Source organism: Pseudomonas sp. Y5-11, assembly GCF_022368695.1.
GTDB lineage: Bacteria > Pseudomonadota > Gammaproteobacteria > Pseudomonadales > Pseudomonadaceae > Aquipseudomonas > Aquipseudomonas parakoreensis.
Map to the genome: position 1 here is coordinate 2,398,687 of NZ_CP058974.1, position 21,962 is coordinate 2,420,648.

Genomic DNA, 21,962 nt, shown 5'->3' on the forward strand with positions numbered 1-21,962 from the left:
CTGCGCAACCTGGCAATTGCCTTCGAGCATTACAACGAGCAGCATCCGCACAGCGCCTTGAACTATCGCTCACCGAGGGAGTTCAGGCGCTTGGCAGCAGCATCAATTTGACGGGGAGTTGGTGTCCGGTTTTGTAGGGGCAAGTCCAAGGACAGCATTCAGGCCAGCACCATGCGGGACGTGAAGTCATCGTGTGAGGCCATCGGTGCGGTCCTTGGTGACTTGGACATGAAGAGCCACACACGGGAGGACATGAAGGGCCTCAGGGAAAAGCTCCTTGAGGCCCGTAAGCCTTCGACAGTTAAGAAGCTGCTGACCCGGCTATCAACGGTCATGGATTGGGCTGTGAACAATGGCTACCTCGATAAGAGTTTCGATAAGGGCCTGAAGCCAACTAAAGGAGCTGACAGCTCCCGTGAGGCGCTCTCTCAGGATCAGGTAAAGGCCCTGATGGCTCACGCTAAGTCGCTTCCAGTGGACGCTTGGCAGCGCTGGGCGTTGTCCCTTGGAGTGATCACTGGGACCCGTATTGAGGAACTCAGGCAGTTGACCAAGGCTGACGTTAAGCAGGTCGGGACTGTGTGGGTCATCGACATCAATAGGAACGATGGCAAGACAGCCAAGACCAAGAATGCTCTACGTGTCGTACCGCTGACTGACGGGGCCTATGGCTTCGACCTTAAGGCGTTCCTTGAGTTTGTCAGGAAGGCCGACTCTCGGCTGTTCACCTTGGGCGCTGGTCAGTTCTCGAACCTGCTTAATGGTGCGTTACGGGATGTCTTGAGCTTGAACGCTGATCGGACCCAGACTTTCCACTCATTGCGTCACTCACTGGCCGGTGCCTTGAAGGCCGCTGAGGTGCCTGTGGGAACCGCTGAGTCCATCTTGGGTCACGCTTCAGGGTCTATCAGTTATGACCTGTACGGGGCTGGGAGTGCCGTTGAGGTGGGCCGTATGGCGGACGCTCTGGTGAAAGCTTTGAAGCTGGTAAGCTAAGGCTGCATCTATGCTGGTCGCCAACGAGCGCTTAGTATGCGGACATCATGGAACATTAACTAAGTAACGGAGCTGTCAATTGAACAATGGACGTTTCTTCAGTGGCCTCGCTCTTTGTGCAGTGCTTCAAGTCTTTGCGGCTCATGCGCTGGGGCAGGAAAAACTATGGGTCACCACAGATCGTACTGATCGACACACTTGCCCATCTACAGAGTGTGGGGTCGCAGGCCGTCTTATGTTCAGGGAAGGCGTTGACATCTTAGAGCGTAAAGGTCAGTGGGTGCGTATTACTAAAACCTATTCTGCATCCTGTACTGGCGGCGTCAGCGAGTACATTAAGTCTGGAAATAAAGCCTGTACGGCCGTTAATGGCATCAAGGACGGGAAGTTTGCTGAATGGGTTCAGAGCAAAGATTTTAGCCGAGATCGCCCTAAGGACCCTTCAGAGGATGCAAGTGGAGATTACTCTCTCGTAAAAGGTTCAGACGATTATAGGATTTATAAGGACCCATTTGCTAAAGCAGCGCGGGCATTGATAGATGACGGCACTTGTACTGAGGATGACTTCAAGGAAATTGGTGGCTGGATGGCCTCAACGAATCGTGGCGAAGGTGTGTACTTCACTTATTGCGGCGGTATGAAAGTCAACAATAAGGTCTACCTTGATGTCACTTCAGGGAAGACCAGCCGTTAGGTTCGATAAGGACATGCGAGCGGTTGTGAGTCCTGACGTGTTAGCTACACGTTCGTCGAAGATTTAAAAACCCTCACCCAAAGAGGGACAGGCTAAATCAGCGTTGCTTTCCTTTCAAGATGCCGCAAGGTCACCTCAAAGGTGGCCCTCTGCGGGCAAGGCGTGTACGTCCAGTGATCAACGTTACCTCTTTCAGGTAGACCAATGTCCAAGACACCACGACCACCAAGCGCAGCCCTAACGGGATCTGCGGGGCCAGCATCAGGTCCACTGTAGCGATTCTGTCTGCGCACTTCGTGTGAATAGACCCTTGATAGGTTTGGGCCTCCTATCTCTGATCGCACAGTATAAAGGGGCCTTTTAACTTAAAGATCTCTACAAGATGACTCTAAGATTAAGTTTTATTAGTTTGGTTCTATAAATAATAAAAACTTAAAGAGAATGCTCTTAGAGTTACCTTAAGGTCGATCATTAAGATCTTGGGTCTACCTTCGATGTCGTGGTTGTAGAAGTGTGACCGTAGCGGCTCGTTGGTGCTCCAGTATGACCAGATTAAAAACCCTCACAAGAACAGGGACAGACCGCTAAGCTAATCGGTCGCTCTGAATTCCTCTACGCCCGTCGCTGGGCTTTTATCAACGTCAAGTCTTTCTGAATGCTTCTTGAGCCATAGTCGATGCCCGTAGTGGGGCCTTGACGGTCGGCCTGTGGGAGCGAACTCAGGGGGCATTCAAAAGGAGTCCACTACTATGCTGGCCAACACCAATAACCAAACTGATCTGCTGCCTATCGTGATTGAGGGGCAGACCTTCAAGCCGAACGAAGATGGAATGTGGAATCTCAACGAGATCGCCAAGACTCTGAATGTTCGGGAACCGGGTCAGTGGCGTAATGCTGTTCAAGCTGCCCTGATCAAAGATGCAAATTTGCATGTCTCCCACGGTAACGGGACCCTTGCAACAGAAGAGGGCGCAATTGCATACGCCATGTGGGTTTCAACCGACTTTTACCTGATGGTCATTCGTGCGTTCATCGCCATGCGTAACAGTGCCGTCCGTGAGCTGCGCCATAAAGATGCCCTTCTGGACGCAAACATGCCCAAGGCTACGACTCTCGACATGAAGGCTCGCGGCGCGGGTCTGACATGGACCGAGGCTTGCCGTGTGGCTGGTATTCAACAGCCTCGACTTGCTCTTGAATTTCTCGCAAAGGGGGCGATGTTCGTTCACGTCTGTGACGATTTTGGTAGCCGTACTGGTCAGATCCGACCAAAGCAGCAAGGTTTCTCATCAGGCGCCTTTGTGGCGATCTCATCGGACTTCGGCAACCGTGAAGGCTGGAGGGTCAAACCCCGTGGCCTTGACTGGTTGCGTGCAAATACTGAGACCATCAACGTCGGCGTAGCTGAAGCCAAGGCCGCTCAGGCCAAAGCTAAGAAGGCCACTCAGGCATCCCGTGTGGATCGCTGGGGCCGTGCATGCAAGGAGGCATAGCTATGAGCAGTTCCTTCCTCGACCAGCTCAATGCCCTGTGCGTCACCCCCGCGTCCCGCGTGAAGTTGCTGACCCTCCGAGGCATCTGGCGTGATCGACGTGCCCGTAACAGCTTCTATTGCGAGTCATCATGCGGGGTCCATTTGGATTCCCTACTGGCCCACCTCGAAGCCAATCACCCCGGTCTGAGCGCCTTCGTTAAGTCGATCATCGGGTCACCATCGCTCCACATCGACGCGGTACTCCGTGCACGCTTAAAGGTCCCTTTAGGGAAAGCTCAACGCATCATCCATCTACTGTAACGCCGTCCGCCATCGGCACCAAGATCACACCCCGCCAAGTTACAGACCCGTGATCGCACCAACCCAAACCCAGAAGATATTGATCATGTCCTTGAGAGGTCCGTGCGGCTACTCCTTGCCATCTGGTCACGTTGCCTCTATGCGGCAGGGCCATGAATCAATGTCTCGAATTTAGGAGACACCTACCATGCAATTGAACATTCAAAACGTAACGCCCGAAACTGTTGAAGTCCAAGGCCAGAGCGTGACCCGTACCTTCGCTGAAGGCGTGATGCTGTCTGGGCTGATCGCTGGTGCAGGTAAGAATGATTCGGCCCGTGAGGCCATCGTTAAGCAATACCTTGACGCTGGTCTGATCGCTGATGCGTTCCCCGCTGTGGTCCGAGCAGTTCGTGCTCGTGAGGCCCATTCAGCAGCCGAGCGTGAGCGCCAGTTAGCTGAGTCTCGTGCCCATGCTGAGCGCGTTGCTTCCTATGCGACCCCTACGGCCCTTGAGGTCGCCCGTCGCCGTGCCAAGCGTGAGGCCCGCGAAGCTGAATACCGTGCACGTGGTGCTGCTATCCGTGCCGCTAATGGCCGGTCCTCATGGTCCTCGTGGGAATGACTCACGGGCAACCTACTGACTCACACCGTCTTGCCTCCGGTGGCGCTGGCTCTTGTTGGCGTCCCGTTGAACCCCTTCAAGTAAACTTTCAGGAGATACTCAATCATGCCTACTCGTAAACAGAACGCTTTCAAATCCGCCGACCACCGCGAGAACACTGACCGTTACAGCGCACCGACTGCCTATGAGCAGGCCGTGTGGGGCAATGGTGGTAACCTTCAGTTCAACACCCAGGCATCCACAAGCGCCCCATGCAGTGACGGCAGCGTCGCCGCTGAAGGTATCGTTGCGGTCCTTGACGACTTCTTTAATGGTGGCGAATGGCACCAGAACGCCGTTGATGCTATCCCGTGTGAGTTTCGACCTAAGGGCACTGAGCCGACCCCTGTGCAACTGGTCAACATGGTCGACCGCAACGTCGAGTTCGACCCACGTAAGTCGATCTACGACACCTCGACCATTACAAAGGGTGAAGCTGTTGCCGGTGACGTGATCTTTACGGAGCCCACTGATACCGCCGCGTTCTTCTCGCACCGTATGACTCTGTTAGATGCTCATGTGGTGGCAGGTTTCACCAGCAACTCCATCGGCCAAATGCTGGATAAGGCCATGCAGGACTTTGAGAAAGCGTGCGGCTCTACCATCGTGGACATTCTCCTGAAGTCCCCAAGTGTCGAGGTCAAGGAAGTCACCATTGCTGGCACTGGACCACGTGATCGTGCTGAGGATTGGATTGACCAACTAACACTGAGCATCAACCACTCAGTGGGCAACTCCCTGAGTGACTTCGTGCTGCTGATGCACATGACCGAACAGGCAATCCTTGAGCGTGCTGCCCAGCGTGCAGGCGTAGATGATATTGAGGACCTGTTGGGCTGCCGTACCCAGTTCTATTCGGATGGCAACCGTGGCGTCTTCATGCTCCCTAAAGGCTTCGCCTCCCTGTCGTTCCGTGAAGGTAACGACGGTGATGTGTGGTCAATCCTCGCCAGCCGTAACGCCTCGGTACAGGGCTGGGACATCGAAATCACCGGTATCGCTGACGTAATGGCTCAGGCCAAGGTCAAGCTGAAGCTGGCAAACCCAGCGGACCCTACTGAGAAACTTCAGGTCGAGACCGTAGACTTTCCGCTGATCACCCGTGTGGTCGTCAAGCCGTAACACCCGCTGTATCCATGAGGTCCGTAATGGGCCTCATGGGCGAGCTGTTTAGTTGCTATGCTTGGGCATCGACCATGTTACGGCAAGGCCAGCCATGAGTTTTACTCTCTGTTATACCTACAAGGACAAACGGGTGGTTACGAAGATACAAGTCGATCACCTGACCCCATATGCAGCCGTTTGCTTTGCCCTGCTCCAGTCAGGGGCCACCAACGACTCAAGTGGTGGAGGCTGGCCTAAATCCTATGAGGGCATCCTTGAGATTGCCACTCAATACGGTCTCACAAACCTGACGGTTCACCGATCCCTTAACTCTTAGGACAACTTCATGGACACGTTTAGCGCGGCCTACGGGCCTGCGTTGGTGTTCATGTGGCCTTCTGGCTGTATGGGTGCCTCAAGAGCACCTCATGAGGATCTGGCACAAAAATCTGAGTGACCACCTGTAACTACTAACCTGCGCGCTTACCCCCATAGGCCCTCGCATGCTCGCTCAGGCGCACGATAAGGACCCTTGCGGGCAGGTGATAAGGACCTCAGCGTTGGGACAAATGTGCGCCAAAGCTGTTACAAACTGGGGCCCCATGGTGCTACGCTATGGCTCCTAACGTGCCTCATTTGTCGGGTGTAAGGATCGTATCCTTCGCCTCTGGCAGCAGCTCTGGATAGTCCAACGTGTAGTGCAGACCCCGAGATTCCTTACGTTTCATGGCAGACCTGATCATCAGTTCCGCTACTTGAGCAAGGTTCCTCAATTCAATCAGGTCTCTGCTTACGCGATAGTTGCTGTAGAACTCGTCGATCTCGTCCAGCAGCAGGCGCACGCGGTGCTGCGCCCGTTGCAGGCGCTTGTTGGTGCGCACGATCCCCACGTAGTCCCACATGAAGCGGCGCAGCTCATCCCAGTTGTGGGCGATGATCACGTCTTCGTCGGAATCGGTTACCTGGCTGGCGTCCCACTCGGGCAGGGCGTTTGGCGCGGTGACGGCATCCAGTTGCGCAAGAATGTCCGCTGCCGCCGAGCGGGCATAAACGAAGCATTCGAGCAGCGAGTTGCTGGCCATGCGGTTGGCGCCGTGCAAGCCGGTGAAGCTGGTTTCGCCAATCGCGTACAGCCCCGGCACATCGGTGCGACCGTGCTGGTCGACCATCACCCCACCACAGGTGTAGTGCGCCGCCGGCACAACCGGGATCGGCTGTTTGGTGATGTCGATGCCGAAGCCCAGGCAGCGCTCGTAAACGGTCGGGAAGTGGCTTTTGATGAAGGCTTCCGGCTTGTGGCTGATATCGAGATAGACGCAGTCGAAGCCCAGGCGCTTCATTTCATGGTCGATGGCCCGGGCAACGATATCGCGCGGCGCCAGTTCCGCGCGTTTGTCGAAACGTGGCATGAAGCGTTCGCCGTTAGGCAGCTTCAGATGCGCACCTTCGCCGCGCAGGGCTTCGGTGATCAGGAAGCTTTTGGCTTGCGGGTGATACAGGCAAGTGGGGTGGAACTGGTTGAATTCCAGGTTGGCCACCCGGCAGCCCGAACGCCAGGCCATGGCGATGCCATCACCGCAGGCGCCATCGGGGTTGCTGGTATAGAGGTAGACCTTGGCCGCGCCGCCAGATGCGAGGATCACGAAACGCGCGCCGTAGGTATCGACTTCGCCGGTCGCACGATTCAGCACGTAGGCACCGAGGCAGCGCTCGCCGTCCAGGCCCAGACGCCGTTCGGTGATCAGATCAACGGCAACCCGTTGTTCCAGCAGCTCTATATTGCTGCGCTCTCTGGCTTGGGCGAGCAGGGTGGTGAAAATCGCTGCGCCGGTTGCGTCGGCGGCGTGGATGATGCGCCGATGACTGTGACCGCCCTCGCGGGTCAGGTGGAATTCGAAGCCGCCGTCTTCGGTGCCGGACTGTTCGTCGCGGGTGAACGGCACACCCTGGTCGATCAACCACTGGATGGCTTCCCGACTGTGCTCGACAGTGAAACGCACCGCGTCTTCATGGCACAGACCGCCGCCGGCGTTCAGGGTGTCATCGACGTGGGATTCGACAGTGTCGGTATCGTCCAGCACGGCAGCGACGCCGCCCTGGGCCCAATAGGTCGAACCGTTGGCCAGATCACCCTTGCTCAATACGGCAATGCGCAAATGACCCGGCAGGGTCAGCGCGAGACTCAAACCGGCAGCGCCGCTGCCAATCACCAGAACATCGTGTTGAAACTGTTGGCTCATTTCAGGATTCCGCTCAAAGCGACCCGGATCGGGGTTGGCGCAAGACAGCTGGATCGGCGAGTCAAGACAGCCACACAGCCCACTAGTATATAGAGGGGTGGAGCGGCACAATAGCCGGGCTTGTATGGCATTGTGAAACTACTGTGACGACAAAAGCCTGACGTTTCGTCGGAGGTTTTTTTTCATCGTTTTGGAAAAAGGCAACTGTATCGAGGATGAAACAGGCTTTTTCAGCGCACGGTCGCTCAATGTCGCTCCAGCATGGCTATAAATAATTGGAACTTTTGCCAGAGGCCCAAGATCAATAGACAGTTGCCAGAAACACGGGACAGTGTCGGCTTCAATGCAGAACCTGCGATTGGGTTTTTGCCGGCGAACCGATGACAAGATTATTCGCGCAGCCGGTTTATCCCGCGCTGCGTTTTTCGTGCGTGCCAAATCAGAGCCCGCAGGAAACTTGCCTGGAGGGGGAGAACTTTTGCGAAAAGCCCGAGTCTATGTTTGCAAGTCTGGTCGTTTAGTTATGCAAGCCTCCTCCATGCTTATCGAGGAGTGTTCATGCTAACCCAGGAAGAGGATCAGCAACTGGTCGAGCGCGTTCAGCGTGGCGACAAGCGAGCTTTCGATCTGCTGGTGCTGAAATATCAGCACAAAATTCTCGGGTTGATCGTGCGTTTTGTGCACGACACCCATGAAGCCCAGGATGTGGCTCAGGAAGCCTTTATCAAGGCGTACCGAGCATTAGGAAACTTTCGCGGAGACAGCGCGTTCTATACGTGGCTTTACCGCATTGCCATCAACACGGCAAAAAACTATCTGGTTTCACGCGGCCGCCGGCCGCCGGATAGTGATGTAAGTTCTGAAGACGCAGAGTTCTACGATGGCGATCATGGCCTCAAGGATCTCGAATCACCGGAACGCGCGTTGCTGCGGGATGAGATCGAAGGCACCGTCCATCGAACCATTCAGCAACTGCCAGAGGATTTGCGTACGGCGTTAACTTTACGTGAATTCGATGGTCTGAGTTACGAGGACATTGCGAGTGTCATGCAGTGTCCGGTGGGTACCGTGCGCTCCCGGATTTTCCGCGCTCGGGAGGCCATCGATAAAGCCCTGCAGCCGTTGTTGCAGGAAAACTGAGACAGCGGCGACAGCCAAGAGAGGAACGCCATGAGTCGTGAAGCCCTGCAGGAATCGCTGTCCGCAGTGATGGATAACGAAGCGGACGAATTGGAATTGCGTCGAGTGATCAATGCACTGGACGATGTTGAAACCCGTGAGACCTGGGCTCGTTACCAGATCGCCCGGGCAGCCATGCACAAGGACCTGCTGCTTCCGCGTCTGGACATCGCTGCGGCAGTCTCTGCTGCGCTGGAAGACGAAACGGCTCCAGCCAAAGTATCCCGTGGTCCATGGCGTAACCTCGGTCGTCTGGCCGTTGCCGCTTCGGTGACCGTTGCCGTACTGGCGGGTGTTCGTCTGTACAACCAGGACGAAATCGCGGGTGTCGAGTTGGCTCAGCAGTCCAAACAGCCTTCGCTGGTAGCACCGCAAGCCAAAGGCCCGGCAGTGCTGGCAGGCTATAAGGAAAGCTCGGAAACCACCGGTCCGATGGCCAATGGCGTTCTGCAAGGTCAGCCAGGCTGGCATGATCAGCGTCTGCCAGGTTATCTGCGCCAGCATGCCCAGCAGGCTGCACTGAAAGGTACTGAAAGCGCCTTGCCTTATGCGCGTGCAGCAAGCATGGAAAACCGTTAAGGAGGATCATGCGCGCCATACCTTTACTTTCGCTTCTGCTCAGTGGCTGGTTCGTTGTTCCGGCCCACGCTGATGAGGCCCAGGACTGGTTGAACCGTCTGGGCCAGGCCGAACAGCAGCAAAGCTTTCAAGGCACCTTCGTTTACGAGCGTAACGGTAGTTTTTCTACCCATAACATCTGGCATCGTGTCCAGAACGGTCAGGTTCGTGAGCGCCTGGTTCAGCTGGACGGTTCGGCACAGGAAGTGGTGCGCATTGATGGGCATACTCAATGTGTCAGTGGCACTCTGATTGCGGGGTTGGGAGACTCTTCCAACTCGACCGCTCGTGCGTTTGATCCCCAAAAGCTGAAAAACTGGTATGACCTTGCTGTCATCGGCAAGTCGCGCGTGGCCGGGCGGGATGCGGTTATCGTATCGCTGACGCCGCGAGACCAGCATCGCTATGGTTTCGAGCTTCATCTGGACAAACAGACCGCTCTGCCGCTTAAGTCACTGCTGCTCAATGACAAGGGGCAGTTGCTCGAGCGTTTCCAGTTCACCAGCCTTGATACCGCTGATGTCCCGTCGGATAAAGATTTGCAGGCGGGCACCGATTGCAAGGCCATCACCTTGGACAGTGACAAAGCGTCTGCGGTGAAGACGGCTCAGGTCTGGCATTCGGACTGGCTCCCTCCGGGGTTCGTGCTGACCAGCAGTACTTCGCACAAAGATCCGGAAACCAAGACTCAGGTCAACAGCCTGATGTATGACGACGGTCTGGCGCGTTTCTCGGTGTTCCTGGAGCCACTCAACGGTGCGACAGTGACTGACACCCGCACGCAGTTGGGGCCGACTGTTGCCGTTTCTCGCCGCCTCACCACGCCCGAGGGTGAGATGATGGTCACGGTGGTCGGAGAAATTCCAATTGGCACAGCTGAACGCATTGCTTTGTCGATGCGCAATGATGGCGCTGCAACCAGCAAGCAGTGAGCTGATTTCAGTCATTTCCACCTCTTCGTCGAGACGTAGATGAAATGTTTGCTCAGCATTTTCATTTGCAAATCACCCGAAAGTTTTTTATAGGTCAGAGCCTCACGGCTCTGGCCTTGTCTGTTGTTCCCGGAACAAAAATACCGGCCCGCGGTTCCCGGTGTTCCTTGCTCCATATCGCTTAACCCTGCTCGTCGTAACGGGAGCTGTATGTCGATACTTAGCTTGAAGTCTTATCTCTCCATTTTCGCCACCGTGCTGGTGCTGGGTCAGGCTGTCCCCGCTGTCCAGGCGGCCGACTTGCCTGACTTCACCCAACTGGTTGAACAGGCCTCGCCTGCGGTGGTGAACATCAGTACCACGCAGAAACTGCCGGATCGCAAGGTGAACCAGCAGATGCCTGACCTGGAAGGCTTGCCGCCGATGTTGCGCGAGTTCTTCGAGCGTGGCATGCCGCCTCAGCAGCGTTCGCCGCGCGGCGACCGTCAGCGTGAAGCACAATCGCTGGGTTCGGGCTTCATCATTTCTTCGGATGGCTACATCCTGACCAACAACCATGTGATTGCCGATGCCGACGAAATCCTCGTGCGTCTGGCAGATCGCAGTGAAATGAAAGCCAAGCTGATCGGCACCGATCCGCGCTCCGACGTGGCCCTGCTGAAAATCGATGGCAAGGATCTGCCGGTGCTCAAACTCGGCAAGTCCCAGGACCTGAAAGCCGGTCAGTGGGTGGTGGCGATCGGGTCGCCGTTCGGCTTTGACCACACCGTGACCCAAGGCATTGTCAGCGCCGTTGGCCGTAGCCTGCCGAACGAAAACTACGTGCCATTCATCCAGACCGACGTGCCGATCAACCCGGGTAACTCCGGTGGCCCGCTGTTCAACCTGAACGGTGAAGTGGTCGGGATCAACTCGCAGATCTACACCCGTTCCGGTGGCTTCATGGGCGTGTCGTTCGCCATCCCGATCGACGTGGCGATGGACGTTTCCAATCAGCTGAAAAGCGGTGGCAAGGTCAGCCGCGGCTGGCTGGGCGTGGTTATTCAGGAAGTAAACAAGGATCTGGCTGAATCGTTCGGTCTTGATAAGCCGGCCGGAGCGCTGGTTGCGCAGATTCAGGATGACGGTCCGGCTGCCAAGGGTGGCTTGCAAGTGGGCGACGTGATCCTGAGCATGAACGGTCAGCCGATCGTCATGTCCGCCGACCTGCCACACCTGGTCGGTGCGCTGAAAGCGGGCGCCAAAGCCAACCTCGAAGTGATTCGTGACGGCAAGCGCAAGAATGTCGAGCTGACTGTCGGCGCGATTCCTGATGAGGACAAAGAGCTGGCAGCACTGCCGAAGTCTGGTGCGGAAAGCAGCAGCAATCGCCTCGGCGTTTCGGTGGTGGAACTGACCGCTGAGCAGAAGAAAACCTACGACCTCAAGGGCGGTGTGGTGATCAAGGAAGTTCAGGATGGTCCTGCGGCGCTGATCGGTCTGCAGCCGGGTGACGTGATCACGCACCTGAACAACCAGGCCATTGGCTCTACCAAAGAGTTCGGCGAGATCGCCAAGGCGCTGCCGAAGAACCGTTCAGTGTCGATGCGCGTTCTGCGCGAAGGTCGCGCGAGTTTCATCACCTTCAAACTGGCTGAATAATCAAGTTGCAGTGAAATAAGAAACCGCCTCGAAAGAGGCGGTTTTTTTATGCCTGAAACTTTTATGTCTCTGATGAAAACTTAGCCCATCATGTCCTTGATCATGCGTTCCTGCTCCATCAGTTCACGCTGGCGCGCATCGATTCGCGAGGACAGCGGGAAGTTGCTGCCCGCCTTGCGTTTGGCAAAATCGAGCTGCTGGATCGCCTGACGATAGTCCCCCACCAGCGCAAAGTATTCGGCGCGAGCCTGATGCAGGCCGATGATATTGCCGGACAGGCCACGAGTTTCAGCGACCTGATACCACACGTCTGGATCGTTCGGACGAGATTTGAGCAAGCTGTCGAGGGCTTTTTCCGCGTCGGCGGTGCGATTCTGTTTCAGCAACAGATCGACACGAACCTGATTCAGCGGGTAATTGCCCGGGTATTGCGTGAGCATCCGGTCAACCCGGGTTTGCGCGTCCGGCAGGCGGTTGTTGGTGATGTCCAGGTCGATCTGCGCGAGGTTGTAGATGATCTCGTTGGGCGACTTGGCCAGCAATTGCTTGAGGTTCTCCCGCGCTTCATTGAGCTGACCACCCTTGACCTGGGCGATTGCCAGGCCATAGCGCGCCACGTCATTCTTCGGGTTCTCGTCCAGTTGTGCGCGGAAGCGCTTGGCCCCCAGTCCCGGTGTTTCTTCGTAGATCAGCTGAACGCGGGCGCGGATCAACTGATAGCGCATGCTGTCTTCAATGCCGCCGGCTGGCGCTTGTTCTGCGCGGTTACGGGTGTCAGCGATACGCGACTCGGTTACCGGGTGAGTCAGCAGAAATTCCGGCGGCTTGGCGTCGAAGCGGTACTGGCGCATCAGGCGTTCGAACATGGTCGGCATCGAGCGCGGGTCGTATCCGGCCTTTTCCAGGTTGAGGATGCCAATACGGTCGGCTTCCTGTTCGTTCTGGCGCGAGAAGGTACGTTGCGATTGAATGGCCGCTGCTTGACTGCCGGCAATGGTCGCGATCCCGGCATCACCACCACCGGCAGCGGCAATCACGATGCCAGCCAGCAGCGCCGCCATCATCGGTACCTGCATCCGTTGCGAAGCTTCGACGCCGCGAGCAAAGTGACGTTGCGACAAGTGAGCCAGTTCGTGAGCCAGTACCGAGGCATATTCGCCTTCGGTCTGCGCATTGAGGAACAGCCCGCCGTTGACCCCGACCACGCCACCTGGCGCCGCGAAGGCGTTGAGTTGCGGGCTGTTGATCAGGATGAATTCCAGGCGGCGGTCAGTTACCTGGCTGGTTTCCACCAGCTTGTAGACGCTGGACTCGACGTAGTCCTTGAGTTGCGGATCGTTGAGTTGTGCAACCTGACTGCGCAACATCGCCAGCCAGGCGCGGCCCAGCTGATATTCCTGTTGCGGTGAGACAATGGCAGAACTGGCGTCGCCAAGTGACGGCAGATCGTCGGCAAAGCCCGGTGAGGCGAGCAGGCAAGCGAGCGTCAACAGGGTAGGGCGCAGAAATGTCATGCACAAAGCCTTAGAAGACAAAGACCTTACTGTAGCCGGACACCGGGCCCGCGACCAGATATTCTAGGCCGCTCGACCATCTGAACCGGAGTGACGCAATGACTGACGCTGTAGCCCATGATTGTGAACTGGACGCCAGTGGCCTGAATTGCCCGTTGCCGTTGCTCAAGGCCAAAATGGAGCTCAATAAGCTGCCCAGCGGCGCCATACTCAAGGTAATCGCCACGGACGCGGGCTCGCAGCGCGACTTCCGCACCTTTGCCCGTTTGGCCGGTCATACGCTGCTGCGCGAAGAAGACGAAGCAGGCGTTTATCGTTACTGGTTGAAAAAAGCCTGACCCCCCCCGCGTAAAAGACCTAGGGATTATTGATGTTCAAAGTGTTACGCGACTGGATTCAGCGCTATTTTTCCGACGAAGAAGCGGTGGTGCTGGCAGTGCTGCTGTTTCTCGCCTTCACCGCAGTGCTCACGCTCGGTGGCATGCTCGCGCCGGTACTGGCGGGGATGGTGCTGGCGTACCTGATGCAGGGGCTGGTGCTTGCTCTTGAGCGTATGCGCGTGCCTGGTGCGGCGGCGGTGGGCCTGGTGTTTGCGCTGTTCATGGGCGTGTTGCTGGTGTTTATCGTGGTGGTGTTGCCGCTGCTCTGGCATCAGTTGATCACGTTGTTCAACGAATTGCCGGGCATGCTCGCCAAATGGCAGTCGCTGCTGCTGTTGTTGCCCGAGCGCTATCCGCACCTGGTCTCCGATGAGCAGGTGCTGCAGGCCATCGAAGCCGCGCGTGGTGAAATCGGCAAATTCGGGCAGTGGGCGCTGACCTTTTCGCTGTCGAGCCTGCCGCTGCTGGTCAATATCATGATCTATCTGGTGCTGGTGCCGATCCTGGTGTTTTTCTTTCTCAAGGATCGGGCCATGATCGGCGAGTGGGTGCGCGGCTATCTGCCTCGCGAGCGGGCGCTGATCACCCGGGTCGCGCAGGAGATGAACCGGCAGATTGCCAACTACATTCGTGGCAAGGTCATCGAAATCGTGATCTGCGGCGGCGTGACCTACATCGCCTTCGTCGCCCTCGGCCTTAACTATGCGGCGCTGCTGGCGTTGCTGGTCGGGGTGTCGGTGGTCGTGCCGTACGTCGGTGCGGTGGTGGTGACCGTACCGGTGCTGCTGATCGCGCTATTCCAATGGGGCTGGAGCGATCAGTTCATTTATCTGATGGCGGTCTACGGAATCATTCAGACGCTGGATGGCAACGTGCTCGTGCCTTTGCTGTTTTCCGAGGCGGTCAACCTGCACCCCGTGGCCATCATCTGCGCGGTGCTGTTGTTTGGCGGGTTGTGGGGCTTCTGGGGCGTGTTCTTTGCGATTCCGCTGGCGACGCTGTTCAAGGCCGTGCTGGATGCATGGCCGCGCAAGGAGCCTGTGGTGGCTCCGTTACTATAAAAGCCAAAAGATCGCAGCCTGCGGCAGCTCCTACAGGGAAACACATTCCAATGTAGGAGCTGCCGCAGGCTGCGATCTTTTGATCTTTTGATCTTTTGATCTTTTGATCTTTTGATCTTTTGATTCTTCAGGCTTTATTCAGATCCTGAGCCGCAGCCAGTACCGCATCCACATGCCCCGGCACTTTCACACCGCGCCATTCCTGACGCAGCACACCGTTCTTGTCGATCAAAAACGTGCTGCGATCGACGCCCAGGTATTCCTTGCCGTACAGCTTCTTCAACTTGATCACGTCGAACAGCTGGCAGACCGCTTCGTCCTTGTCGCTGATCAGCTCGAACGGAAACTCCTGCTTGCACTTGAAGTTCTCGTGGGATTTCAGGCTGTCGCGGGAAATACCGAAGATTTCCGTGTTGGCAGCCTGAAACGCCGCGTACTGGTCACGAAAGCCCTGGCCTTCGGTGGTGCAGCCCGGGGTGCTGTCCTTCGGATAGAAGTAGATCACCACTTGCTTGCCCTTCAAGGCAGACAGGCTGATGGTCTGCCCGCTGGTGGCAGGTGCTTCGAAATCCGCAACCGGTTGGTCGATGACAACGGCCATGAAAGCTTCCTTACATTGGGTTTTGGGGGCGCCAAGGTTCGATCAGCGCGTCCAGGTTCATTGCGTCGGCGAAGTCCAGGAACTGGTCGCGCAGCCAACTGATCTGGGTGCCGGCCGGCAGCGTTACGGTGAACGTGGCGTTGAGCATGGTGCCGCCGGTCTGCGGCGCCTGATAGGTGTCGCAGGTCAGGTTTTCCAGCTCGACGTTGTGATCCATGAAGAACTGGCACAGCTCGTTGATGATGTCCGGGCGATACGCAGAGCTGACATAAGCCACGTACGGCAGGGCCTGTGGACGATTTTCCAGGGCCGCACTGCGCACCACGTTGACGGTGAAGGCGTGGCGCTTGGCCAGGGTCGGCAGGCTGCCTTCAAGGCGGGCCAGCGCGTCCCAGCTACCGGAAACTTCCAGCACCAGGGCACTGCACTCGCCGTGGCGGGTCAGGCGGGACGTGACGACGGCGCAGCGATTTTCATGGCTGGCGCGGCACAGGACGTTAGTCAGCTCCATGGGGTTGGCGCCAAGGGCACTGATGACAAGGAATTGTTCGCGAACTGTGGGGGTGGACATGCAGCATTCCTAAAGCGATGAGCGGTCGGTAGGTCGATGGGCGTTGGCCGTCGGGATGCGTCTGCGCGTGCCCGTTCAGAAAGCCTCGGAACCTGGCTCGCAATTCGCTCCAATAAAGGCGGAACGTGCAACTGCGACGCTGGAACGGGGCCTGGGAGGCCGAAAGGGGAGGCTGGTACCCGGCGTACAAGCTGATCTGTACCGATCAAAGTCTGAAGGGTAGCGAAAACCGACGCCAAGGGGAATGGCGGCGCAGTACTTCGCTTGTGCAAGCATCTTGGCGCCAGTACCATTACCGCTCTCTTTTTCCGGCAGGAGCGGTTTCATGATTGCGGGCAGTATGGTGGCACTGGTCACTCCCATGGATGCACAAGGGCGTCTTGACTGGGACAGCCTCAGCAAACTCGTGGACTTCCATCTCAAGAACGGCACCCATGCCATCGTCGCGGTCGGTACTACCGGCGAGTCGGCGACCCTTGATGTAGAAGAACACATCGCCGTCATCAAAGCCGTGGTGAAACAGGTAGCCGGGCGCATTCCGGTGATCGCCGGTACCGGCGCCAACTCGACCCGCGAAGCCGTCGAGCTGACCCGCAATGCCAAGGAAGCCGGCGCCGACGCCTGCCTGCTGGTAGTTCCGTACTACAACAAGCCGACCCAGGAAGGCCTGTACCAGCACTTCAAGCACATTGCCGAAGCCGTCGACATTCCACAGATTCTCTACAACGTTCCCGGCCGCACCTCCTGCGACATGCAGGCCGAGACGGTGATTCGCCTGTCCACCGTGCCGAACATCATCGGCATCAAGGAAGCCACCGGCGACCTGAAACGCGCCAAAGCCATCATCGACGGCGTGAGCAAGGACTTCATCGTGCTGTCCGGCGATGATCCGACCGCGGTCGAGCTGATCCTGCTGGGTGGCAAAGGCAATATCTCCGTAACAGCCAACGTCGCCCCGCGCGAAATGGCTGACCTGTGCGAGGCGGCGTTGAAAGGCGACGCCGATACCGCACGGGCAATCAATGAAAAACTGATGCCGCTGCACAAGGACCTGTTCATCGAAGCCAACCCGATTCCGGTGAAGTGGGCTTTGGTTGAAATGGGCCTGATGCACGAAGGCATCCGCCTGCCGCTGACCTGGCTGAGCGCTCCTTGTCATGAAACGCTTCGCACGGCCCTGCGCCAGTGCAGCGTCCTGGTTTAATTGAGGAAGTACAACGCATGAAGCGAATGGCCGGACTTTCCGCACTTGCCTTGATTATCTCCAGCACCAGTGGCTGCGGATGGGTCTGGGGCCCGGAAGGTTATTTCCGTGACCGTGGTAGCGATTACCTGGAAGCGCAACAGACTGCACCGATGCAATTGCCACCGAATGTCAGCACCTCCAAGCGTCTGGATCCACTGTTGCCGATCCCGCGCAACGTGGCCGATGACACTGCCAAGGGCGAATACGTGGTACCGCGTCCACAACCGCTGACGGCGATTGCCGATGCAACCGACTACTCGCTGCAGAAGAGCGGTGACTCGCGTTGGGTCGTGGCCCAGCACCCACCGGCCGAAGTCTGGCCAGTGGCGGTGCAGTTCTTCCAGGACAACGGTTTCCGTCTGGATGAACAGCGTCCGCAAACCGGTGAATTCACCACCACCTGGCAGCATTCCGACGAGCTGTCCGCCGCCATGGCCAAGCGCCTGAGCGCAGCGGGTGTCGGCGCCGACAGCGAAACCCGCGTGCGGGTGCGCATCGAGCCAGGCGTGCAGCGCAACACCAGTGAAATCTACGTGGTCAGCGCCGAGCGTCCTGCCGGCAGCACCGCTGACGTCGATTTCACCAACCGTTCGGTCAACACTGGCCTGGACGCAGCGCTGGTCGACGACATGCTGGCGAGCATGAGCCGGACATCCGAGAAGGGTGGTTCGGTGTCGATGCTGGCTTCGCGTGATTTCGATACCCCAAGCCGTGTCAGCCTCAGCGAAGACGGCAGCGGCAACCCGGTGTTGAACGTCGGTCCGGATCTGGATCGTGCCTGGTCGAGCGTCGGTCGTGCGTTGGAGCAAGGTCAATGGCGAGTTGAGGACATCAACCGCAGCCTGGGTCTGTATTACATCAACCTGGCCGAAAAAGCCGAGAAGAAGGACGAGAAGCCTGGTTTCTTCAGCAGCCTGTTCGGCAGTGCGCCGACCAAGGAAGAAGTTGAAGCCCGCGCCGAGCGTTATCAGGTGCGCCTGAGCAAGGTCGGTGAAAACGTTCAGGTAACCGTCGAGAAGAACATCAACACCGTTGCGCCGGCCGATGTGGCCCGCAAAGTGTTGAGTGTGATTCAGGACAACCTGGGCTGATCACATGCGCTTTGCCGTTCTCGGCAGCGGTAGCCAAGGGAACGGCACGCTGATCGCCAGCGCTGATACGTATGTGCTGGTGGATTGTGGTTTTTCCCTGCGGGAAACCGAAAAACGCCTGTTGCGCCTGGGTGTGAATCCGGCGCAACTGAGCGCGATACTCGTAACCCACGAACATGCCGACCACGTGCATGGCGTGGGTTTGCTGTCTCGGCGCTACAATCTGCCGGTCTACCTCAGTCGCGGCACACTGCGCGGGATGCGCAAACCGATCGAAGCCGCGGGCTTTCTCGCCGGCGGCGAGCAGTTGCAGATCGGCGCACTGAACATCGGGGTCATTGCCGTGGCCCATGATGCGCAAGAGCCGACTCAGTATGTATTCAGTGACAACGAGCAGCGGCGCTTCGGCCTGCTGACCGACCTGGGTTCCTACTGCGAACGGGTGCTGGACGGTTATCGGGATCTCGATGCATTGATGATCGAGTCCAACCATTGCCGCGACATGCTGGCACGTGGTCATTACCCGTACTTTCTCAAGCAGCGGGTGGGCGGCGAGCTGGGACATTTGAACAACCATCAGGCGGCATTCCTGGTGGCCGAGTTGGGGTGGCAGGGCTTGCAGCATCTGGTTCTCGCCCACCTGAGCAGCAAGAACAACCTGCCGCAGCTGGCCCGGCAATGTTTTGTCGACACCCTCGGGTGCGACCCGGACTGGCTGCAACTGGCCGATCAAGATTCAGGGCTCGACTGGCGCCATATCGCCTAGCCCATCTACTTAGCAAGCGGAGCCCATCATGGAAAAACGTGAAGAACTCTACCGCGGCAAAGCCAAATCGGTTTACAAGACCGATGACGCTGACCGCTTGATCCTGCTGTTTCGCAACGACACCTCGGCGTTCGACGGCAAGCGCATCGAGCAGCTCGACCGCAAAGGCATGGTGAACAACAAGTTCAACGCCTTCATCATGCAAAAACTCGAAGCGGCCGGCATCCCGACCCAATTCGACAAGCTGCTGGGCGACAACGAGTGCCTGGTGAAGAAGCTGGACATGATCCCGGTCGAGTGCGTCGTGCGTAACTACGCTGCCGGCAGCCTGGTAAAACGTCTGGGCGTCGAAGAGGGCATGAAGCTCAACCCGTACACCTTCGAACTGTTCCTGAAGGACGACGCCAAGGGCGACCCGTTCATCAACGAATCCCACGTCGTGGCATTCGGCTGGGGCACCGCCGAGCAACTGGCGCGCATGAAAGAACTGTCGCTGAAGGTCAACGAAGTCCTGAGCAAACTGTTCGACGACGCAGGCCTCTTGCTGGTGGACTTCAAGCTTGAGTTCGGCGTGTTCAGCGACGGTTCTATCGTCCTGGGCGACGAGTTCAGCCCGGACGGCTGCCGTCTGTGGGACAAGGACACCAAGAAGAAGATGGACAAAGACCGCTTCCGCCAGGGCCTCGGTGACGTCATCGAAGCTTACGAAGAAGTCGCCAATCGTCTGGGTGTACCGCTTTAATCGACGCAAGCATCTGATAGCACGGAGAAAATTTTCGAAAGAGGGTTTGCTTTCGGCAGAAGTGTTGTTATGATGCGCGCCGTTGGAGAGATGCCAGAGTGGCCGAATGGGACGGATTCGAAATCCGTTGTACCTTCACCGGTACCTAGGGTTCGAATCCCTATCTCTCCGCCATACATAGAAATCCCTTATAAAACAAGCATTTATGAGGGGCGAGAAAACGAGTTTTTGGACCAACTTTCTGGACTAGTTCTAGAGCGTTGAAAATCCAGAAGCTCGTTTTTTTTTGCTCATTTTTTTCTCAAAGTCGTGGTTTAGTCCTGCCATGAGACTACCTTAGAGACGTTCCTAGGCCCGTGCCCGTTAAGGGGCACACGCGGGCATTCAGAGGCAAAGACGGGCACTGACAGGCGCGTAGGTGCGGACAGTAGCCTATGCCGTTCTGAGAGCCTGTATCGTCCCAATCCATGCACAAGCTCTTTAACTACGGGTAGTCATGCGCTGAAAGCTCTGTGAGGCTTCCAGCGTGGTGCTTAGCGGCTGTGCGCAAACTCTTTTAACTACTTGAACCTTGAAAACGCAGACGCAAAAAAACCGCCTGCAAAGGGCGGTTTAAAAAGGGTAAATCACAAAACAATAAAAATATGCAATCGCATTGCATATAATTTAAATTACATTAATTCAAACCAAAGTCAAATCTTTTCTAAAAATAATATTGAACGCTTTTGATTCTTCACATTCATTTGAATTTACTTCTAAAGCTTTTTTCTTTTCTTTGATTAATTCGTATTCTATAAATTTAGGTATGTTGCTTACTTTATGTACGGTCCAGCCTTTCTTTATTAATCCACTTTCTTCTAGTTTCGTGAAGGCTCTGTATATCTGTTCATTTTGGTGCGTTTTTTTAGTGTATGACTCTAAGCAGAGTCTTTCTATCATTTCATTGAAATACATGCGTGTATAGCCGCTGTTAGCAAGCATTTGTATGTAAGCATTGGCTGCCACTGGGCCAAGTAAATTAAATTTTGCCATGGCAACCATTCCTATAAAGTTAAGCTCTTTGCTTTCTTTCCTTACAGAGTAAACAAATTCAAAACTAATCTTGAAATCAAATTCTTTGAATTCAAAATCATAGTTTTCTTCTGTTTGTTGGTTGTGTATCGTTAACTCATAAAATGGTTTTGTTCTGGTTATTGAACCATTCTTTGTTTTGACAAATGTCATTTCTGAAATTATGTTTAGAGTGGATATTATCTCTTTTCTCTTTTCAGACTTTCTACAAAGGCCGGGTTTTAGTCCTATCAATTTGTAAACTTCGTCTACAGAAAATGTTTGTACGTAATCGCCAAAACTATCTACATTTATTTCTTCGTTATTGTCTATTAGCTTTAGTATAGCTAAGAAGACTTTGTAGTCGAAATAAGAAAATCTAACCATTTCTATATGAAAATCTTTTAGGTCTCCTAGTTGTATTTTTTTGGTTTTTGTTTTTTCTTCGCCCCTTTTTTTTGCAAATAGCGCCAGATTCATGAAAGTCTTAACAATAGGTATTACGTTTGTAGCAGTATAAATATGCGTTAAGCCGTATTCTTTTTCTTTTGAAAATTCGTATTTGTCTGTAGTTTTCATGCTCTACCTTTTTATTGTTTGTATAAAAATCTTCTCACGAATTTAGAAAATGTCAAATTTACCGGCCTTTTATTTTTTATGTTGAAAATGTGTGACTAAAACGCGGCCTTTGATAAGACTAAAGCGCGGCCTTTTCAGGACTAAAACGCGGCCTTTCTATATATATATATAAATAAGTATTTAAATAAGTAAAAGATTAAGAAAGGTGAAATTACAATTTCACATTATTCCTAAAGGATTTACATGTTTGAGGCAAAATCAAAAGCACACACCATTCTGGTGCGCTTCGCGCTTGAAAGAGCAGACGGGCAGGGCAGAACGTCAGGTTTGACGTTCTCAGAGGCGTTTACAGCGCTTAAATTCGTTCTGACGTTAAATTGCATGAGCGACAAAAATAACAGCCTAAAAACCCTACTTACGGCTCATAAGAAAAACAACCCAAACGGCAGAATGCCGCCCAGAAAAAATACTATAATATTTTACATGGGATAAACCAGAATCGGAGGTTCAGAAACAACA

The 21,962-nt window shown here is 55.5% G+C and carries 23 protein-coding genes and 1 tRNA gene; 19 read left to right on the forward strand and 5 right to left on the reverse strand.

The window, feature by feature from the left end; genetic code table 11:
• From HXW87_RS10740 to HXW87_RS10770, 7 genes are all read left to right on the forward strand, one after another.
• Window positions 1–111, forward strand: a 111-nt coding sequence (locus tag HXW87_RS10740) for an integrase core domain-containing protein (protein ID WP_239779150.1), incomplete at its 5' end; no start/stop codon positions are given.
• Window positions 112–171: 60 nt separating this feature from the next.
• Entirely contained in the window at window positions 172–996 is an 825-nt protein-coding gene (locus HXW87_RS10745) for a tyrosine-type recombinase/integrase (protein WP_239778897.1), read from the forward strand.
• A 79-nt stretch (window positions 997–1,075) separates the two neighbouring features.
• The gene (locus tag HXW87_RS10750; protein ID WP_046784947.1) at window positions 1,076–1,690 is read left to right on the forward strand and encodes a hypothetical protein; all 615 of its coding nucleotides are present in this window, start codon (window positions 1,076–1,078) and stop codon (window positions 1,688–1,690) included.
• Between the two features lie 749 nt (window positions 1,691–2,439).
• Window positions 2,440–3,183, forward strand: a complete 744-nt coding sequence (locus HXW87_RS10755; RefSeq protein WP_046784948.1) for a hypothetical protein — start codon at window positions 2,440–2,442, stop codon at window positions 3,181–3,183.
• 2 nt (window positions 3,184–3,185) lie between these two features.
• Window positions 3,186–3,485, forward strand: a complete 300-nt coding sequence (locus HXW87_RS10760; protein WP_020301032.1) for a hypothetical protein — start codon at window positions 3,186–3,188, stop codon at window positions 3,483–3,485.
• 187 nt (window positions 3,486–3,672) lie between these two features.
• Complete coding sequence (locus HXW87_RS10765; RefSeq protein WP_020301033.1) at window positions 3,673–4,089, forward strand: hypothetical protein; 417 nt, start codon at window positions 3,673–3,675, stop codon at window positions 4,087–4,089.
• Window positions 4,090–4,194: 105 nt separating this feature from the next.
• Window positions 4,195–5,250, forward strand: coding sequence for a hypothetical protein (locus HXW87_RS10770; protein ID WP_020301034.1), 1,056 nt, complete (start codon window positions 4,195–4,197; stop codon window positions 5,248–5,250).
• Between the two features lie 614 nt (window positions 5,251–5,864).
• On the opposite strand, the gene nadB is transcribed toward HXW87_RS10770, so the two are convergent.
• Window positions 5,865–7,472 (reverse strand): L-aspartate oxidase, encoded by a 1,608-nt coding sequence (gene nadB, locus HXW87_RS10775; protein WP_239778898.1) that lies wholly within the window; start codon window positions 7,470–7,472, stop codon window positions 5,865–5,867.
• Between the two features lie 558 nt (window positions 7,473–8,030).
• Between nadB and rpoE the strand changes: the two genes are divergently transcribed.
• The 4 genes from rpoE to HXW87_RS10795 all read left to right on the forward strand — a co-directional run bounded on the left by rpoE (window position 8,031) and on the right by HXW87_RS10795 (window position 11,842).
• Complete coding sequence (rpoE, locus tag HXW87_RS10780) at window positions 8,031–8,612, forward strand: RNA polymerase sigma factor RpoE (protein ID WP_003172477.1); 582 nt, start codon at window positions 8,031–8,033, stop codon at window positions 8,610–8,612.
• A gap of 30 nt (window positions 8,613–8,642) precedes the next feature.
• The gene (locus HXW87_RS10785) at window positions 8,643–9,230 is read left to right on the forward strand and encodes an RseA family anti-sigma factor (RefSeq protein ID WP_239778899.1); all 588 of its coding nucleotides are present in this window, start codon (window positions 8,643–8,645) and stop codon (window positions 9,228–9,230) included.
• 8 nt (window positions 9,231–9,238) lie between these two features.
• Entirely contained in the window at window positions 9,239–10,201 is a 963-nt protein-coding gene (locus tag HXW87_RS10790) for a MucB/RseB C-terminal domain-containing protein (protein ID WP_047292287.1), read from the forward strand.
• 210 nt (window positions 10,202–10,411) lie between these two features.
• On the forward strand, window positions 10,412–11,842 hold the full coding sequence (locus tag HXW87_RS10795) for a DegQ family serine endoprotease (protein WP_239778900.1): 1,431 nt from the start codon (window positions 10,412–10,414) through the stop codon (window positions 11,840–11,842).
• Between the two features lie 80 nt (window positions 11,843–11,922).
• Here the strand turns inward: HXW87_RS10795 and HXW87_RS10800 are convergent, their stop codons facing one another.
• Window positions 11,923–13,356, reverse strand: coding sequence for a M48 family metalloprotease (locus HXW87_RS10800; protein ID WP_121184194.1), 1,434 nt, complete (start codon window positions 13,354–13,356; stop codon window positions 11,923–11,925).
• Window positions 13,357–13,454: 98 nt separating this feature from the next.
• Between HXW87_RS10800 and HXW87_RS10805 the strand changes: the two genes are divergently transcribed.
• Entirely contained in the window at window positions 13,455–13,694 is a 240-nt protein-coding gene (locus tag HXW87_RS10805; RefSeq protein WP_047292289.1) for a sulfurtransferase TusA family protein, read from the forward strand.
• 32 nt (window positions 13,695–13,726) lie between these two features.
• A complete protein-coding gene (locus HXW87_RS10810; protein ID WP_027614463.1) occupies window positions 13,727–14,797 on the forward strand; it encodes an AI-2E family transporter in 1,071 nt (356 codons plus the stop codon).
• Between the two features lie 127 nt (window positions 14,798–14,924).
• On the opposite strand, the gene HXW87_RS10815 is transcribed toward HXW87_RS10810, so the two are convergent.
• Together HXW87_RS10815 and HXW87_RS10820 are read right to left on the reverse strand one after the other, a co-directional pair.
• Window positions 14,925–15,398 carry a peroxiredoxin gene (locus HXW87_RS10815; RefSeq protein ID WP_095667292.1) on the reverse strand — a complete coding sequence of 158 codons (474 nt, stop codon included), beginning with the start codon at window positions 15,396–15,398 and terminating at the stop codon, window positions 14,925–14,927.
• A gap of 10 nt (window positions 15,399–15,408) precedes the next feature.
• Window positions 15,409–15,969: a glycine cleavage system protein R gene (locus HXW87_RS10820; RefSeq protein WP_047292291.1), complete on the reverse strand. Its 561-nt coding sequence runs from the start codon at window positions 15,967–15,969 to the stop codon at window positions 15,409–15,411.
• A gap of 325 nt (window positions 15,970–16,294) precedes the next feature.
• Between HXW87_RS10820 and dapA the strand changes: the two genes are divergently transcribed.
• The 5 genes from dapA (at window position 16,295) to HXW87_RS10845 (ending at window position 19,988) form a co-directional block, all read left to right on the forward strand.
• Window positions 16,295–17,173 carry a 4-hydroxy-tetrahydrodipicolinate synthase gene (gene dapA, locus HXW87_RS10825; protein ID WP_047292292.1) on the forward strand — a complete coding sequence of 293 codons (879 nt, stop codon included), beginning with the start codon at window positions 16,295–16,297 and terminating at the stop codon, window positions 17,171–17,173.
• A 17-nt stretch (window positions 17,174–17,190) separates the two neighbouring features.
• On the forward strand, window positions 17,191–18,306 hold the full coding sequence (gene bamC / locus HXW87_RS10830) for an outer membrane protein assembly factor BamC (protein WP_041070366.1): 1,116 nt from the start codon (window positions 17,191–17,193) through the stop codon (window positions 18,304–18,306).
• Window positions 18,307–18,310: 4 nt separating this feature from the next.
• Window positions 18,311–19,072 carry an MBL fold metallo-hydrolase gene (locus HXW87_RS10835; protein WP_239778901.1) on the forward strand — a complete coding sequence of 254 codons (762 nt, stop codon included), beginning with the start codon at window positions 18,311–18,313 and terminating at the stop codon, window positions 19,070–19,072.
• Between the two features lie 28 nt (window positions 19,073–19,100).
• Window positions 19,101–19,814 carry a phosphoribosylaminoimidazolesuccinocarboxamide synthase gene (gene purC / locus HXW87_RS10840; protein WP_007963288.1) on the forward strand — a complete coding sequence of 238 codons (714 nt, stop codon included), beginning with the start codon at window positions 19,101–19,103 and terminating at the stop codon, window positions 19,812–19,814.
• An 84-nt stretch (window positions 19,815–19,898) separates the two neighbouring features.
• Window positions 19,899–19,988, forward strand: a tRNA-Ser gene (locus HXW87_RS10845).
• Between the two features lie 507 nt (window positions 19,989–20,495).
• Here HXW87_RS10845 and HXW87_RS10850 read toward each other — a convergent pair.
• A complete protein-coding gene (locus HXW87_RS10850; protein WP_181124925.1) occupies window positions 20,496–21,443 on the reverse strand; it encodes a hypothetical protein in 948 nt (315 codons plus the stop codon).
• 243 nt (window positions 21,444–21,686) lie between these two features.
• On the opposite strand from HXW87_RS10850, the gene HXW87_RS10855 reads away from it, so the two are divergent.
• Window positions 21,687–21,935, forward strand: a complete 249-nt coding sequence (locus HXW87_RS10855; protein WP_181124924.1) for a hypothetical protein — start codon at window positions 21,687–21,689, stop codon at window positions 21,933–21,935.
• Window positions 21,936–21,962 lie beyond the last annotated feature (27 nt).